This window comes from Flavobacterium weaverense (assembly GCF_003688495.1).
Classification (GTDB): domain Bacteria; phylum Bacteroidota; class Bacteroidia; order Flavobacteriales; family Flavobacteriaceae; genus Flavobacterium; species Flavobacterium weaverense.
The window spans coordinates 397,286-414,108 of the sequence record NZ_REFH01000010.1; the positions used below are offsets into that span (position 1 = coordinate 397,286).

Annotated in this window: 16 protein-coding genes; 7 read left to right on the forward strand and 9 right to left on the reverse strand. The window is 32.6% G+C overall.

From position 1 onward, the window contains the following. The first annotated feature begins 80 nt into the window (after window positions 1–80). Window positions 81–803: a hypothetical protein gene (locus BC961_RS11595; protein ID WP_121926012.1), complete on the forward strand. Its 723-nt coding sequence runs from the start codon at window positions 81–83 to the stop codon at window positions 801–803. Window positions 804–812: 9 nt separating this feature from the next. Here the strand turns inward: BC961_RS11595 and BC961_RS11600 are convergent, their stop codons facing one another. The 5 genes from BC961_RS11600 to BC961_RS11620 all read right to left on the reverse strand — a co-directional run bounded on the left by BC961_RS11600 (window position 813) and on the right by BC961_RS11620 (window position 7,092). Continuing rightward, entirely contained in the window at window positions 813–1,514 is a 702-nt protein-coding gene (locus BC961_RS11600; protein ID WP_121926013.1) for a hypothetical protein, read from the reverse strand. 40 nt (window positions 1,515–1,554) lie between these two features. Continuing rightward, window positions 1,555–3,423, reverse strand: a complete 1,869-nt coding sequence (locus BC961_RS11605) for an ABC transporter ATP-binding protein (RefSeq protein ID WP_121926014.1) — start codon at window positions 3,421–3,423, stop codon at window positions 1,555–1,557. Window positions 3,424–3,498: 75 nt separating this feature from the next. Continuing rightward, a complete protein-coding gene (locus BC961_RS11610; RefSeq protein ID WP_121926015.1) occupies window positions 3,499–5,226 on the reverse strand; it encodes a phospho-sugar mutase in 1,728 nt (575 codons plus the stop codon). 359 nt (window positions 5,227–5,585) lie between these two features. Then, on the reverse strand, window positions 5,586–6,545 hold the full coding sequence (locus BC961_RS11615) for a glycosyltransferase family 2 protein (RefSeq protein ID WP_121926016.1): 960 nt from the start codon (window positions 6,543–6,545) through the stop codon (window positions 5,586–5,588). Window positions 6,546–6,549: 4 nt separating this feature from the next. After that, the gene (locus BC961_RS11620) at window positions 6,550–7,092 is read right to left on the reverse strand and encodes a DUF4199 domain-containing protein (RefSeq protein ID WP_121926017.1); all 543 of its coding nucleotides are present in this window, start codon (window positions 7,090–7,092) and stop codon (window positions 6,550–6,552) included. Window positions 7,093–7,332: 240 nt separating this feature from the next. Here BC961_RS11620 and BC961_RS11625 point away from each other — a divergent pair, with 240 nt between their 5' ends. The 3 genes from BC961_RS11625 to BC961_RS11635 all read left to right on the forward strand — a co-directional run bounded on the left by BC961_RS11625 (window position 7,333) and on the right by BC961_RS11635 (window position 10,703). Then, on the forward strand, window positions 7,333–7,584 hold the full coding sequence (locus BC961_RS11625; protein WP_121926018.1) for a type B 50S ribosomal protein L31: 252 nt from the start codon (window positions 7,333–7,335) through the stop codon (window positions 7,582–7,584). 177 nt (window positions 7,585–7,761) lie between these two features. Continuing rightward, on the forward strand, window positions 7,762–8,937 hold the full coding sequence (locus BC961_RS11630) for a GlmU family protein (protein WP_121926019.1): 1,176 nt from the start codon (window positions 7,762–7,764) through the stop codon (window positions 8,935–8,937). 302 nt (window positions 8,938–9,239) lie between these two features. Continuing rightward, window positions 9,240–10,703 carry an alanine/glycine:cation symporter family protein gene (locus tag BC961_RS11635; protein WP_121926020.1) on the forward strand — a complete coding sequence of 488 codons (1,464 nt, stop codon included), beginning with the start codon at window positions 9,240–9,242 and terminating at the stop codon, window positions 10,701–10,703. A 216-nt stretch (window positions 10,704–10,919) separates the two neighbouring features. On the opposite strand, the gene BC961_RS11640 is transcribed toward BC961_RS11635, so the two are convergent. After that, entirely contained in the window at window positions 10,920–11,453 is a 534-nt protein-coding gene (locus BC961_RS11640; RefSeq protein WP_121926021.1) for a murein L,D-transpeptidase catalytic domain-containing protein, read from the reverse strand. Between the two features lie 338 nt (window positions 11,454–11,791). Between BC961_RS11640 and BC961_RS11645 the strand changes: the two genes are divergently transcribed. After that, a complete protein-coding gene (locus BC961_RS11645; RefSeq protein WP_121926135.1) occupies window positions 11,792–13,426 on the forward strand; it encodes an ABC-F family ATP-binding cassette domain-containing protein in 1,635 nt (544 codons plus the stop codon). Window positions 13,427–13,483: 57 nt separating this feature from the next. Here the strand turns inward: BC961_RS11645 and BC961_RS11650 are convergent, their stop codons facing one another. Beyond that, window positions 13,484–13,786, reverse strand: a complete 303-nt coding sequence (locus BC961_RS11650) for a GNAT family N-acetyltransferase (RefSeq protein WP_245980916.1) — start codon at window positions 13,784–13,786, stop codon at window positions 13,484–13,486. Window positions 13,787–13,797: 11 nt separating this feature from the next. Then, window positions 13,798–14,514: a pirin family protein gene (locus BC961_RS11655; protein WP_121926022.1), complete on the reverse strand. Its 717-nt coding sequence runs from the start codon at window positions 14,512–14,514 to the stop codon at window positions 13,798–13,800. A gap of 112 nt (window positions 14,515–14,626) precedes the next feature. Here BC961_RS11655 and BC961_RS11660 point away from each other — a divergent pair, with 112 nt between their 5' ends. Both BC961_RS11660 and BC961_RS11665 read left to right on the forward strand, forming a co-directional pair. After that, complete coding sequence (locus BC961_RS11660; RefSeq protein ID WP_121926023.1) at window positions 14,627–15,340, forward strand: alpha/beta hydrolase family protein; 714 nt, start codon at window positions 14,627–14,629, stop codon at window positions 15,338–15,340. Next, entirely contained in the window at window positions 15,321–16,217 is an 897-nt protein-coding gene (locus BC961_RS11665) for a lytic transglycosylase domain-containing protein (protein WP_170151314.1), read from the forward strand. The genes BC961_RS11660 and BC961_RS11665 overlap by 20 nt, the downstream gene beginning before the upstream one ends. A 52-nt stretch (window positions 16,218–16,269) precedes the next feature. On the opposite strand, the gene BC961_RS11670 is transcribed toward BC961_RS11665, so the two are convergent. Further along, entirely contained in the window at window positions 16,270–16,785 is a 516-nt protein-coding gene (locus BC961_RS11670) for a DUF2892 domain-containing protein (RefSeq protein ID WP_121926025.1), read from the reverse strand. Between the last annotated feature and the right edge of the window lie 38 nt (window positions 16,786–16,823).

Consider the following 16,823-nt stretch of genomic DNA (forward strand, 5'->3'; position numbering starts at 1 on the left):
ATTGAATTCGTTAAATCAGCGCTAATAACGGTTACCGTTTTTTAAAAATGCTTACATTTGAATTTTAATAGTATTACAATATGAAAAAACTACATATAACACTCATAGGAATTACAGTTTTGCTTTTTAGTAGTTGCAAAGAAGAAGTTGAAAAACCAAAAGTAACTTATGATCAAACAATTAAGACAAAAGAATCTATAAGAGCTGATTCTTCGCAAATACAAATTGCTGATTTACCTATTCAAATGGATGGAACGGATTATTTATTGCATCCTGTAGCTGACTTAAGTATTCGTGAAAAAGGAATTAAGGCGCGTTATGGCTCTTCAAATGTGAATGATTTAAGTTTTACTATTTCTAATTATGGTGAGTTTGAAATAACAGGTTATTTGCAGAATATAAAGTTTCAAAAAATTGATTCGGATTCAATTCATAAATTAACTGACAAACCAGTTTTAATACAAACAGCTACTTATTTAAAGTCGGTTGCTGATCGAACGAACAGTCAAGTCATGGTTTACACCATGTTTGATATGGATACTAATAAAGATGGAAGATTAGATACAAGTGATATCAAAGCTCTGTATTTAAGCGAAATTAGTGGCGATAGATTTACCAAGATTTCAACTGATTATCAAGAGTTAATCGACTGGAAATTGATTACTTCTAGAAATCGATTATATTACAGAACTGTTGAGGATACGAATAAAAACGGCGAATTTGATAAGAAGGATGCTGTCAATTATTATTATATCGACTTGTCAAATAAAGAATGGAAGATAATTAGTTACGAACCCGTTTAAGCTCTATTCTTAAATTAAAATATCACTTTCTAAATCTGATTTTTCGATTGTGAAATCGAAGTCAAGCTTTTTTACTAATTGGATAACTAAATTTTTATACCAATTCTCTGATTTTGGATGAATGTATATTTTTTCGATTAGCTCATCAATGTTTACATTTATTTTAAGTCCTTCATTAATTTTTATTGCGCTATCGCCAATGTCTGTAATGATGCGGACTTCACCTTCATATTGAAAACTTTTTCGTTTGAATAAGAAAGGAAAGAACATATCATCAAATGGAATGTGTTCTTTTTTGTAATCAATATAATTTACTTCGCCTATATATTGCTTAAAATTTGCTTCTTGAGCAAGGGATTTTTGCAATCTTCCTATTGTGGATTGAATAGCTAATCCTTCACTATTTTGAGTGAATATTTGCCACATAGCAAACGATTCATATTCATTAATGTGCCAACTGCTAATAGCCACTTTTTCTCGATGACTTTTATAAAACTTTAAGAACCCAGGATTATCGATGGAAAGTTTTTTAATTTCTTCAAAAGTAGGTTCGCTAAAAGTTCCCTCGTACTGATCTTCAAATTTATCCGATCGAGACATAAATAGCTTTTGCGACATCAATAAATCCAAAAATTTTGACAGATCAAGGTACTTCCATATAATAGTATTGGGATCCTCAGGTAGTTTTATGTTTGGATTATGAATGTACATTTCAATCTGTTTTTATAAAAGGTGCTTTACCAGTAAGTTATTACTCAAAGGATTGCATGGATACTAATTTATTATAATTTCCATTAAGTGCTATTAGTTCGTCATGCTTACCTTGTTCGACTATTCTTCCTTTCTTCATCACTACAATTAAATCAGCTTTTTGAATAGTTGAAAGACGATGCGCAATGACTATCGACGTTCTATTCTGCATCATGTTTTCAAGTGCTATTTGAACAAATTTCTCACTCTCAGTATCTAAAGCTGATGTAGCTTCATCTAATATCATTATAGGAGGGTTTTTCAAAACAGCTCTTGCGATAGATAAACGTTGTTTTTGCCCTCCGGAAAGTTTGTTTCCACTGTCGCCAATGTTTGTATGTATACCTAGAGGTAAATCTTTTACAAACTCATAAGCATTCGCAATTTTCAATGCTTCCATGATTTCATGATCTGTCGCATCGTGTTTACCTAGAGCAATATTTGCTTTAATAGTGTCATTAAATAGAATGCTGTCTTGGGTAACAAGACCCATTAAATCACGAAGAGATCGTAAATTCATATCTTTAATGTCTATACCATCGATACAAATTGTCCCTTCGTTTACATCGTAAAATCGAGTTAGTAAATTAGCAATTGTACTTTTACCGCTACCAGATTGTCCCACGAGAGCAACGGTTTGTCCCTTTTTTACTTCTAAAGAAAAATCTTTCAAAACACTTTCTTCCTCGTATTTAAAGTTGACGTTTTTGATTACTATATTGCTATCAAATGTGTCTTTCTTAATGGCATTTACTTTGCTAGTAATTGAATTTTCTTGGTCTAAAATTTCTAAAACGCGCTCTGCTGCGGCATTACCGCGCTTTACCGCATAAGAAGCTTTAGATATTGATTTTGCTGGAGTTAGAATGTTGTAAGCAAGTCCCATATAAGCAATAAAAGAAGCTCCATTAAGTGTCTTTTCAATTAAAACCATGTGTCCACCATACCACAATAGAATAGCGATAACCATTATTCCCATAAATTCACTCGCTGGTGAAGCTAGATTTTGACGATTTCCTATGCTATTTGATAAATTGAAAAAGCGCTGAGTTGATTCTTGAAAAACTTTGTAAAAATGATTTTCAGAATTATATCCTTTTACAACTTTAAGTCCGCCCAATGTTTCCTCAATAGTTGATAAAAAGATTCCTTGTTCTTGTTGTGCCTTTGTCGATTGCTTTTTTAATTGTTTTCCAATTAATGATATAATATAACCAGAAACGGGAATAAAAATAAAAACAAATAATGTCAGTTTTACACTGATCGAAAGCATTGCAATGATGGTGAAGATAATTGTTAATGGTTCCTTGACGATGAGTTCAAGAATCGATAAGAACGAAGTTTGAACCTCGTTTACATCTGCAGAAATTCTAGAAATAACGTCTCCCTTTCTTTTTTCTGAAAAGAATGCTAATGGCAAGTTGATTGTTTTTTTATACATCGCATTTCGCATATCCTTCAAAATACCGTTTCTTAAAAAGGTAATGAAAAACATTGCGAGATAATCAAATAGGTTCTTGAGTAAAAATATCGAAATTATTACTCCCACCATTATTGACAACGTATATCCTACACCGTTTGCTGCAGTAGTAGTTGTAATATAGTAGCTCAAAGAATTTTCTAAGAATAGTTTAGTGCTTTCAAAATACGTTTTTACATCCTCAAAAAAATGATTAGTACTTACATATCCATTGTACAATGGTAGAACTGTATTTTTCTTTGTTTGGTCAAATAAAACCTGCATCATTGGTATCAGCGCCATGAAAGACAAAGTACTAAATAGGGCATAGAGAACGTTAAAAAAAATATTTAAGTAAGCATATCTTTTATAAGGAACTATAAAGGGGAAAATTTTCTTAAAATTACTCATTATGTTTTTTTTACCATCAAGACCCGACCGGTTTTAAAGCGGGTCGGGTCTCTCAGAAAAATTATTGTATTGTAATTAACTCAATTGCATCGCTGCAATAATGTTTTTTATTTTATTGTCTAAGATGTTTTCTACTTCTTTAAAATCTTCGACATCTTCTAATTCTGTGTTTACACTGATGTAGAATTTTATCTTAGGTTCTGTACCACTTGGTCTCGCACAAATTTTAGAGCCATCTTCCAAATAGTAAATCAATACATTTGATTTTGGAATATCTAAAGTTGTAACTTCCTCATCCAATAAGTTTGTAGCAGTTGAAGACTGATAATCCTCTAACATAATAACACGTTGGCCATTTATTTCTTTTAAAGGATTTTCTCTCATGTCAATCATCATCTGACTGATTTCTTGCAAACCGTCCATTCCTTTTTTAGTCAATGAAACTAAATGTTCTTTATAAAATCCATTATCTACATAAAGTTTTAATAACTCTTTGTAAACTGTGCTTCCTTTTGCTTTAGCTTGAGCGGCCATTTCGCAAATTAATAAAGTAGCAGCAACTGCATCCTTATCACGAACGGCATCACCTACCATAAATCCAAAACTCTCTTCTCCACCACCTATAAATTCAAGTTCTGGAAAGTCTTTTATCATTTTTGCAATCCATTTAAAACCTGTTAATCCGATCTTGCATTCTACACCATAGCTAGTTGCTAACTCCATCATCATAGGAGTAGAGACAATTGTAGAACCTACGAATTGCTTCCCATTTATTTTGTCTTGCTTTTTCCATTGTTCTAATAGAAAAGCAGTCATTAATATCATGGTTTGGTTTCCATTCAATAAAGTCATTTCACCTTCGTTGTTTCGAACAGCAACTCCTAATCGGTCGCAGTCAGGATCAGTACCAATCACGATATCTGAGTTTGTTTTTTCAGCTAATGCTGTAGCCATAGCTAATGCTTCTGGTTCTTCAGGATTAGGTGATTTAACTGTTGGGAAATCTCCATTAGGGACTGCTTGTTCAGGAACAATGTGAACATTTGTGTAACCTGCCTGAGCTAAAACATCAGGGACTAATGTTATTGATGTACCGTGTAACGATGTAAAAACAATTTTTAAATTTTGTTTGGCTTCAGCCGAAGTATTAAAACTTGCATTTTCGATTGAAGACTTTATAAATGCTTTATCAACTTCTGTATCAATATAATGAATCAAACTTTCATTAGCTGTAAATTTAATTTCGTTATAATTTAAATTTTCTATAGTAGCAATTATACCTTCATCTTCTGGAGGAACAATTTGTCCACCATCTTCCCAATACACTTTGTAACCATTGTATTCGGGTGGATTATGAGAAGCAGTAAGCACAATTCCAGCTTGACAACCTAAATGTCTAACCGCAAAAGACAGCTCGGGAGTAGGACGTAAATCAGAAAATAGATAAACTGAAATTCCATTAGCGCTAAAAACATCAGCAACTAATTTAGCTAGCGATTTGCTGTTGTGACGACAATCAAAAGCTATTGCAACCTTTAAATCTTTGTTAGGGAATACTTGGCGCATGTAATTAGAAAGGCCTTGTGTACTCTTTCCAAGAGTATATTTATTAATGCGATTGTTACCAACGCCCATCACACCGCGCATTCCGCCTGTACCAAATTCTAAATTTTTATAAAAACTTTCCTCTAACTCTGCAGGAGATGTAGTCATCAATTCCTTAATTGCAACGTGAGTTTCGTTATCAAATGTTGGTGTTAACCATTCATTTACAGCGTCTAATATGTTTTGTTTGATCTCCATTTTGAGTGATTTTGTATTATTTATCTAAAAAAGAACATTTCTGATTTCGAGAATTTAATCCGTTAAACTCAACTAAAAAAATTGGTTTTAGTTGCATTAGATCTTCTTTGTCAGCAAATCTAATTTCTAAATTATTTTGTTATTCTTCTAATTATCTAGCGCACCTCATATAATTAATCGCGAAATAAGTTTTTCATATTCTTGAAATCTTGTTTGCTCGAAAAATTACAGCTAAAAATGTATTATATTCAATATTTTATAAGATAAATGGGTAAGTCAAGCGTATTGTTGTTTTATATTTAAGTTTTGCATCAATTTTAGTTGCGAATGTTGATTCAATTTTAAATCAGAATTCTAATTTACAAAAAATTCACTTCGCTCGACACTTTATAACGTTCTTCGTTGTTTTTAGTGCGCAAAATTATCTCGCCAAGAAAACCAGCAAGAAATAATTGTGTCCCTAAAACCATTGAAGTCAGTGCGATGTAGAACCACGGATTGTTAGTTACTAATGTATAGCGCATGTCATTATACATATGATACAATTTTGCAACACCAATAAAACCTGCAACTATAAAACCGATAATAAACATCAGCGATCCTATGGCGCCAAATAAGTGCATAGGTCGTTTGCCAAAGCGAGAAAGAAACCAAATGGTAATTAAATCAAGGAAACCATTAACAAATCGTTCCATACCAAATTTAGTCTCACCATATTTTCTAGCTTGATGTTGGACTACTTTTTCACCAATTTTTCCAAAACCTGCATTTTTTGCTAAAACAGGAATATAACGGTGCATTTCCCCAGAAACTTCGATGTTCTTAACAACGATATTTTTATATGCTTTTAGACCACAGTTAAAATCATTCAATTCTACTCCTGATGTTTTTCTAGCAGCCCAATTAAATAATTTTGAAGGCAGATTTTTAGCAACTACTGAATCGTATCGTTTCTTTTTCCAACCAGAGACTAAATCATATTTGCCTTTGACAATCATTTCGTACAGTCCAGGAATTTCTTCAGGGCTATCTTGTAAATCCGCATCCATAGTAATGATGACGTCACCTTGCGCTTTAGCAAATCCAGCATGTAGAGCTTGAGATTTTCCAAAGTTTTTCATAAAACGAACTCCTTTAACAGCAGTGTTTTCTTGTGCAAAACTTTCAATAATGGACCACGAATCATCAGTACTACCGTCGTCTAAAAAAATAATTTCATAGCTATAATTATTTTCTTGCATCACTTTAATAATCCAAGTGTACAATTCTTTAAGTGATTCCTCTTCGTTGAGAAGTGGTATGAGTATGGATAAATTCATTAAATTAAAGACTTTGAGGATTTTCGTTTTTTAGAATCGCACCTACAATTAGAGAGTAAATTAAACCAAAAAATGAATACATTGCCAGCGTGACAGGGAATACTATAAATGGATTCATGAATTTTTTTATCATACTTAAACCCATTTCTAATTGCTCACTAGTCATGTTAGGCGTTTGCTTAGTCATTTCACTTTTAGAAATTGAAAGCATTTCCTCTATAAATTCTGGAAATAATAAGTTGAAAATTACTGTAAAAATAGCGTAAACTAAGGCCGCTATAAAAGCGATTGAAACTCCTGTTTTTAGACATTCGCCAAAAGTGATAAAGCCATTATTGATATTTTTTTTGTAATTATAACATCCTAAGTAAATAAATATTAATGGAAGTATTAAATAATTAGCAATATTAACCACTACACCAGCACTAGTGCCTACGAGAGTTTTCATACCAATAGCATACATAATAACAAATTCTAGAACCATGATTACACCAAATAAAACGCCATATAGGAGTCCGGATTTTGCAGGGGATATTTTCTCTTCCATAATACTATTAAATTTTTAAGCCACAAATATAGCAATTCCCAATATATAGAGGTGTAAAAATCTATTTTTACGATTATATAAAAAAAGTGAAGCAAAGAGTTGAATATTGAAAAATAATTGTAAATTTGCAAACTCAAAATAATATTGTAAAACAAAAAGTTGTAATGAGTTTATACCTTTTCTGTTAGAGGAAAAGCTTCAAAACAAGTTATAACCAACAAATAAAAAAAGATTAACAAGATGAAAAAAGGAACGCACCCAGAAAATTACAGATTAGTTGCATTTAAAGACATGTCGAATGACGAAATCTTTATCACTAAATCTACTGCAGATACTAGAGAAACAATTACTCACGATGGTGTTGAATACCCAGTAGTGAAAATGGAGATTTCTAGAACTTCTCACCCTTTTTACACAGGTAAATCTAAACTTATTGATACTGCAGGACGTATTGATAAATTTAAAACTAAATATGCTAAGCACGCTAAATAATTATAGCTTGTTTTTAAATATACTGAAGCCACGTTTTATAAACGTGGCTTTTTTGGTTCAATTATTTAATATAATTGTCTAATTTTTATTTAAAATTAAGTTAAAAAATGCATTATTATGATTAATTTCGCGTTTAAAAAACAATACTATATTAAAACCAACAAATAACTTCTTTTTATGAATTATATCCTTTTTGACGGTCCTGCACGAAATGCATTATTGCCTTTCACTTTTACACGTCCAGTTGCTGACATCCTTGTAGGGATAATGACGATTCGTCAAAAATGGGAGATGCGTTTGGGTTCGACCACAACAACTTTGACAGAGGAATATTTATCGGATAAATTTCCAATGGTCGAGTTAGAACAAAACGTAATGATTAATGCTTCTTTTCTTCCTAATGATGTTTTGGCGGAAATGGTAGGTAACTTAGAATCCAATCAAGCTATCTTCAAAGGAGACGAAGTCATTGCTTTTTATACTAATGATGAGCAAGAAGAAGTAGATTTTGATACTTATGACATTATCGAATTCCATGACGAGTGTATTACAATTAAAGACACATGGGATATTTTTTCGAAAAATAACCTAGCAATCGAAGAGGATTTCAAATATATAACAGAAGGTAGAAAATCACAAGCTATTCCAAGAAGCGTAAATGTTATCGCTGCTGACAATATATTTATTGAAGAAGGAGCTAAGTTAGAATTTGTTACTCTTAATGCTTCAACTGGTCCTATATATATAGGTAAAGATGCAGAGATAATGGAAGGTTCGATGATTAGAGGTCCTTTTGCTTTATGCGATAACGCATCAGTTAAGATGGGTTCAAAAGTATATGGCGCTACTACAGTTGGTCCGCACTCTAGAATAGGTGGTGAAGTTAAAAATACAGTGATTTTCGCACATTCTAATAAAGGTCATGAAGGTTATTTAGGTGACTCAGTTATTGGGGAATGGTGTAATATGGGTGCTGACACTAATAATTCAAATTTAAAGAATAACTACGAAGAAGTAAAACTTTGGAGTTATGAAACAGAGGGTTTTGCAAAAACAGGATTGCAATTTTGTGGATTGATGATGGGTGATCACAGTAAATGCGGAATTAATACAATGTTCAACACAGGTACTGTCGTTGGGGTGAGTGCTAATGTTTTTGGAACCGGATTCCCGCGTAACTTTATACCAAGTTTTTCTTGGGGTGGAGCTGCTGGTTTTACTACATACATAACTAAAAAAGCATTTGAAACGGCGCGCTTAGTAATGGGACGTAGAGAAATAGAGTTTGATGAAAGAGAAGCTGCTATTTTAGAACATGTTTTTGAAGAAAGTAAAAAGTGGAGGAAAGATTAATTTCTTTAATCTAAACCAATATATACTAAAAAACTGCCTCATTGATTGTAATGAGGCAGTTTTTTTATGTCTTTCAGTTTTGGAATAAAATTTCGTTATATGAAAATTTATTGTTAATAATGGTCTTATATAGTAATAAATCTAATTTTTATTAACAGTTGATTTTTAGCCAATTAATGTTTTTTTAATTTTTATAATACTAATAGTTAGTTTTTTTTGTAAGTATGTTTTAGTTTTATCAAAAATTAGTAATAAAACTATTGTTTTGTTGGTTTTATGATAATTATAAATGAAATAAATATATGGAGAATTTTGTTGGTGTCGTAAACGACATTGTTTGGAGTAATGCTTTAATTGTTTTGTGCTTAGGAACGGGTCTTTATTTTTCTTTACGTACGCGCTTTTTACAAGTGCGACATTTTAGAGAGATGTTTCGTTTATTATTTGATGGAAAAAGCACAGAATCGGGCGTTTCTTCTTTTCAAGCATTATCAATGTCATTAGCAGGTAGAGTAGGGACAGGAAATATAGCGGGAGTTGCAACAGCGATTGCCTTTGGTGGACCTGGTGCAATGTTTTGGATGTGGTTAGTTGCCTTTTTAGGAGCAAGTACAGCATTTATTGAAGCTACTTTAGCCCAAATTTATAAAGAGAAACATTTAGGACAGTTTCGTGGTGGACCAGCATTTTATATTGAACGCGGATTAGGTATAAAATGGTTTGGCGTTTTATTTGCAATCGTTTCCGTAATTTCTGCGGGTGTTTTATTGCCTGGTGTTCAAGCCAATTCAGTAGCTGATGGAATAAAAAATGCATTTAATTTAGATACATGGATTACTGGTCTTGGAGTAGTTTTAATATTTGCAGCAATTGTTTTTGGTGGTGTTAAGAGAATTGCAAAATTCACTGAATATATTGTTCCCTTTATGGCAATTGGTTACATGTTAATAGCTGTAGTTATCATTGCATTTGATATTCAAAACTTACCTAATGTTGTGCTATTAGTTTTTAAAAGTGCATTTAACATGGAAGCAGGTTTTGGAGCTGTATTTGGTTTAGCAGTTCAATGGGGTGTAAAGAGAGGAATTTATTCTAATGAAGCAGGACAAGGAACGGCTCCGCATATTGCTGCTGCGGCAAATGTATCGCATCCAGCCAAACAAGGTTTAGTACAATCATTCTCTGTTTATATTGATACTTTATTAGTTTGTTCGGCTACTGGATTTATGTTGTTGATGACTGGAAAATATAACGTTTATAATCCAGCGTATGGCGCAGGCGATACAGCTGAATTTTTATATGCTGGTGCTCAGAATATTGCTGTAGGACCAGGTTTTACTCAAAGTGCTATGGATAGTGTTTTTCCAGGTTTTGGATCGTACTTTGTTGCCATTGCATTATTCTTCTTTGCCTTCACAACAATTTTAGCGTATTACTACATTGCAGAAACTAATATTTCATATTTGACTAGAAAATTTGAATCGCCAGTTTTTAATTATGTTCTTAAAATAATTATGATGCTAGTTATTATGTATGGTTCCGTTAATCAAGCAAAATTAGCGTGGGATATTGGCGATATTGGCGTTGGATTAATGGCTTGGTTTAATATCATTGCAATTCTCTTGCTACAGAAACCTGCTTTAGCTGCTTTAAAAGATTATGAAAAGCAAAAGAAACAAGGTTTAGATCCTACTTTCAATCCTGATGATATAGGAGTTAGCAATGCTCATATTTGGCACACGATAAATAACAACAAGCAATTGTAAACACACAATTGCTTCTAAATCAAAAAGCTTCTTACGCAGATATAAATCTGTTTAAGAAGCTTTTTTTATTTTAATGGAATCGTATATAAAGTTGAAAGTACAAACGCCGTTGTTGCACTAAATATTTATTTCTACTAACTAAACTTTATTTGATTACGGCAATTTTAATTTGTTGTTTTAAAGTAATTTATCTGCTAAGAGAGAAATCTTAAACTCTTACTGATAAGCATAAATTAGCGAACCATTTTTAATCAAATCGATTAGTGCATTTGAATCTTTGTCTGGAACAGAAAAGCAACCTAAGCTGAATTTACTATACATTTTTCTAGAAGAGTGTACTACTATATTTCTTTTAAGCGCATTAGAGTTTTTGTCTTCTTCTAATCCGTTAAGTCTTAAAGAATAGCCCCATGTGCCATTATATGTTTGCATGGTAACGTAACAACCTAATGAAGTGGCGTTACTGCCTACTACATTACTAAAAGAGCTCGGAGTTTGTCCGGTACCAGAACCAAAACCGTGGTCAACATTACTTGTTAAAAGTATTTTACTATTTTTTACATCAACAACATAAAGTCTTGCTTCATCTATTGATTTTGAAAAATCAATCAACGTAATAATACTTTTATTTTTAGCTTTAGAACCCCATTTTGTTCCAATTTCACTCGCTTTTTTTAAAATTTCTTCATTGCCTTGTGCGACCATTGAATGTAAAGCACCTAATAAAATCAATGTTAGTATTTTTTTCATGAACTTCTGGTTAAGATTTCAAACCCTTATGGAGTGGGTTTTTTGTTGTGGTATTGGTATTGTTCATTATACTTTTGTCGCTTTAACACTGAACAAGCGGCAATTAATATCAGTCCGATAGAACAGGGATAATACTTCTTTAAACAACTGTCTATCAATTACAAAACTAATAAAATATATTATTAATGTTACATAATTTTAATTTATTTTTATATTATTTTACGATTAAAATGTTGTAGCGTTATCAATTGCTCAATAACTGAATTAATCTATATTTGCATTTTTAAAAAATGACGCTGATTCAACGACGATTAGCAAATAAACAACTTGATATAATAATGATTACAGTTAACGATATTTCCGTGCAATTTGGTGGAACAATTCTTTTTAGTGATGTTTCTTTTGCAATTAATGAAAATGATAAAATTGCCCTCATGGGTAAGAATGGAGCTGGAAAATCTACGCTGCTTAAAATAATCGCAGGTCAAAGCAAACCATCAACTGGAAATATATCAGCACCAAAAGATGCTATCGTTGCTTATTTGCCTCAGCATTTGTTGACTACTGATGGCGCAACTGTGATGGAAGAGACTTCTAAAGCTTTTGGAGAAATCTTCTCTATGAAAGCTGAAATAGATGACATTAACGAACAGCTGACAATTCGTACGGATTACGAAAGTGATGCGTACATGAAATTGATTGAAAGAGTTTCTGATCTTAGCGAGAAATTTTACGCTATCGAAGAAGTGAATTACGAAGCGGAAGTCGAAAAAATATTAATCGGTTTAGGATTTGTTAGAGAAGATTTTGGTCGTCAAACTTCTGAGTTTTCAGGCGGTTGGAGAATGCGAATTGAGTTGGCAAAAATCCTTTTACAAAAACCAGACTTAATATTATTAGATGAGCCTACGAATCACATGGACATTGAAAGTATTCAGTGGCTTGAGGATTTCTTAATAAATTCAGCTAAAGCGGTTGTCGTAATTTCGCACGATAGAGCTTTTGTTGATAATATTACTAATCGTACTATCGAAGTGACGATGGGACGTATTTATGATTACAAAGCGAAGTATTCTCACTATTTAGAATTGAGAAAAGACCGCAGAATGCATCAGCAAAAAGCATACGACGAGCAACAGCGCATGATTGCTGATAACAGAACTTTTATTGATCGTTTTAAAGGAACTTTTTCTAAAACGGATGCAGTTCAATCGCGTGTTAAAATGTTAGAGAAATTGGTTATTGTACAAGTTGACGAAGTTGATACATCAGCATTAAAATTAAAATTTCCTGCTGCAGTTCGTTCTGGTCAATATCCAGTAATTGTAAAAGATTTATCTAAAACCTACGGCAAACATGTTGTTTTCAAAGATGCAAATATTGTTATTGAAAGAGGAGAGAAAGTAGCTTTCGTCGGAAAAAATGGAGAGGGAAAATCGACAATGATTAAAGCCATTATGAAACAAATCGAAATCGATGGCGGAAGTCTCGAAATTGGTCATAATGCTCAAATTGGCTATTTTGCTCAAAATCAAGCTTCGTTATTAAATGAAAACGCTACCATTTTTGAAACTATAGATGATATTGCTGTTGGTGATGTTCGAACAAAAATCAAAGATATTTTAGGTGCTTTTATGTTTCATGGTGACGATGTGACTAAGAAAGTAAAAGTTCTTTCTGGTGGAGAAAAAACACGTTTGGCAATGATAAAACTATTGTTAGAACCAGTAAACTTGCTAATTCTGGATGAACCTTCAAATCACTTAGATATGAAGACTAAAGATATTATTAAAGATGCTTTGCGCGACTTTGACGGAACTTTAATCTTAGTGTCCCACGATAGAGATTTTCTTGATGGTTTAGCAACTAAGGTTTTTGAATTTGGCAATAAAAGAGTAGTGGAGCACTTTGAAGATATAGCTGGTTTCTTAGCGCACAAGAAAATGGATAGTATGACGGAAATTGATAAATAATCGATTTTATTATATTAAAAGAAAGAGGCTGTATTTTACGATACAGCCTCTTCTTCTTTACAATCTAATTCCCGGAGGAAGCAACTCTTTATACACTGGGTTTTTCTTGAAAAACACCACTATTTTTGGAAGAATAGGAACTACTTTAAATTTTCTTTCTAAAGCGATTTCCATAATATTCTTTAAAAAATTACAGATAAACTCTTCATTTTCATACGATTCTGGAACGTTGATTTTCGTTAAAAATATCTTTTTCTCTTGAAAAGAATACTCTACTGAAACTAATCCTTCTTCAACCGTAGTTTCAAATTGTCGTGCAAAAGTGTTGTCTTTAATTTCGATAGTGATTAATCCATCCATGATAATTAACTCTAATTCATTGGTACTTCGACCAAAAGTATTTTTGATTTGGTTATAATCTCGATTTCAAAATTTTCAAAATCTGTTATTCCCATGGCATCTCTTGCCTTTAAAACTTGATTATTTATTTGTATTTCGCCTTCGATTAAAAATAAATAGACACCATTTTTAGGGATTATAACTGTATAATTTGAAGTGGTATTTCTTTCAAAAATTCCTAAATGTAAAAAGGTTTTCTGGTAAACCCAAAGTGCATTCCCATCATTCATATCGTTTGGCGAAACAATATTTACAAAGGTATTGATTTGATTTTCAATATCAAATGATTTTTGGTCGTATCTTGGTGTAGCATTTTCTCTACTTGGAAAAATCCAAAGTTGCAGTGTTTTTGCTCGTTCTTCTTTGCTTGCATTCATTTCAGAATGTTCTACACCCGATCCGGCACTCATTACTTGCACTTCACCAAATCGAATTACTCCTTCGTTGCCCATGCTATCTCTATGTTCCAAGCCTCCTTCAAGCGGAATAGTGATAATTTCCATATTGGCGTGACCATGTGTTCCAAAGCCAGTTCCACCAGCAATAGTGTCATCATTTAAAACGCGAAGCATTCCGAACTGCATTCGGTCCGAATTGTAATAATTCCCAAAGGAAAACGAAAAATTAGCGTTTAACCAACCGAAATTAGCGGTACCTCTAGTATTTGATTCTATAAATTGTGTTCTCATAAATTAATGGTAATAAAGATAGAAGAGCCGTGATTTTGAATAAAAAAAATTAATTTTATACAAAATTCGAGATTAAAAATCAGAATATTGTTATAAAATCGTTAAAACACTTATGAGTAAAATACCCGTTTATATGATGCCAGGATTGGCTGCTAGCACCGCTATTTTTGAAAGAATTGTTCTTCCAGAGGCTGATTTTGAAATTCATTTACTAGAGTGGGAAATCCCATTAAAGAGTGAATCTTTACCCGAATACGCTAAAAGAATGGTAGAGAAAATTAAACATCCCAATCCAGTGTTGATAGGCGTGTCTTTTGGAGGTATTTTAGTTCAAGAAATGGCTCGATTTATAAAGGTTAGAAAAGTGATTATTATTTCTAGCGCTAAAAGTAATCTAGAATTTCCACGCAGATTTAAACTTGGTAAAACCACAAAAGCATACAAATTAATTCCTATGAGCTTGCTGTTGAATATTGAGAATTTAGCAAAGTTCTCTTTTGGTGCAACTATTAATAAACGAATCAAGCTTTATGAAAAGTTTCTTTCGGTTCGTGATATTGGATATTTAGAATGGGCAGTGGAGCAAATTATACTGTGGGATCGAACAGTAATTGATGAAAGTGTAATTCATATTCATGGAGATGCGGATGATATTTTCCCTATCAATTATATAAGTAATTGCATTGTTGTAAAAGGAGGGACGCATATTATGATATTGAACAAATACAAGTGGTTGAATGAAAACTTACCTGCGATAATAATGGGTACATGGAAGGACGAAGAGGATAAAAATCAAATAATAAAAGATGATGAAACAAATTCATAAAATACTGCTACTTACGGCCGTTGTTCTTGTAAGTGGGATCTTTATTTACGCGAGCACCTATACTGTCAAAGATAAAAGTGCTGCGGTAGAAAATGAAAGCCCTTTTCCCTCAAAACTAGATTTTGCTGGTGAGAACACACCACTACAATTAGATGATGTAAGAGAACGATTTGATCGTGAATTGTTGGTAAACGTAAATTTACATGCATCGACGATTTTAGCCATAAAAAGAGCACATCGTGCGTTTCCAATTATTGAACCTATTTTAAAGAAAAATGGGATTCCAGATGATTTTAAATATCTAGCAGTTATTGAAAGTGGATTAGTAAATGCAGTTTCATCGGCTGGTGCGAGAGGGATTTGGCAATTTATGCCAGAAACGGCCAAAGAGCACGGTATGGAAGTAAATGACAATGTTGATCAGCGCTACGATCTGGCAAAATCTACTCAAGCAGCTTGTAGTTATTTGCTAAATGCCAAAGCAAAATTAGGAAGTTGGACTTTGGCTGCAGCCTCATACAATGGAGGAATGGTAGGTGTAAATAAAAAAATTGCGATTCAGAAAGTTTCTAATTATTATGATTTGCTGTTAACAGAAGAAACGTATCGCTATGTATTCAGAATTTTAGCTTTAAAGGAAATTATGAATAATCCGGTGAAATACGGGTATACTATTGCAAAAGATGAAATGTATAGTGGTTTACCAACACGCAAAATCGAAGTGGATAGTTCCATAAGTGATTTGGCTGATTTCGCTAAAGCGCAAGGGATTAATTATAAAATATTAAAAATTCACAACCCGTGGCTTCGGGAAACAAAATTGATTAATGCAGAAGGTAAAAAATACCAAATCGAAATTCCAGTAAAAGGATATTGATTGGGTGAAAATGAAAAGGGCCAAATGTGTATCATTTGGCCCTTATTTAAATTTAGATCTTTTTCATCTGATCTTTCATCATTACAATTTGCTCTTTCAACATGCCTTGCTTGTCAAGTCTTTTAGCTTCATTCAATAAAGTTGTCGCTTCTAACTTTCTTCTTCGTGACATTGCTACACCTGCTAGGTTTAATTTGGCTACAGCCAAATCCATATCCATTGATAATCCTAGTTCGATTGCTTTTTTGAAATATTTCTCTGCTTGGTTGATATTGGTTTGAGAAAGCATGATACCATGTAAATAATTAAAATAGCCTTGTTGTTTTTTCACCAATGCTGTATCTGGATTTTTGATGTAGGCTAGCCATTTTTTAGCACCTTCAAAATCTTGTTTTCTTAGTTTTAAGAACGCTAATAAGATGAATTCATTTTTGAAGTAAAGGAAAATAGGAATTGCACTTAATAATATAAGGAAAATTCCGTTACCAATATTACTTTCAGTAAATTGCCAAAAGCCAGTAGCAATGATAAGTCCGGCGATAATAAGTTTAATATTTCTGTGAAACATAGTGTGATTATTTTAAGATCACAAATATAGTAAAATGA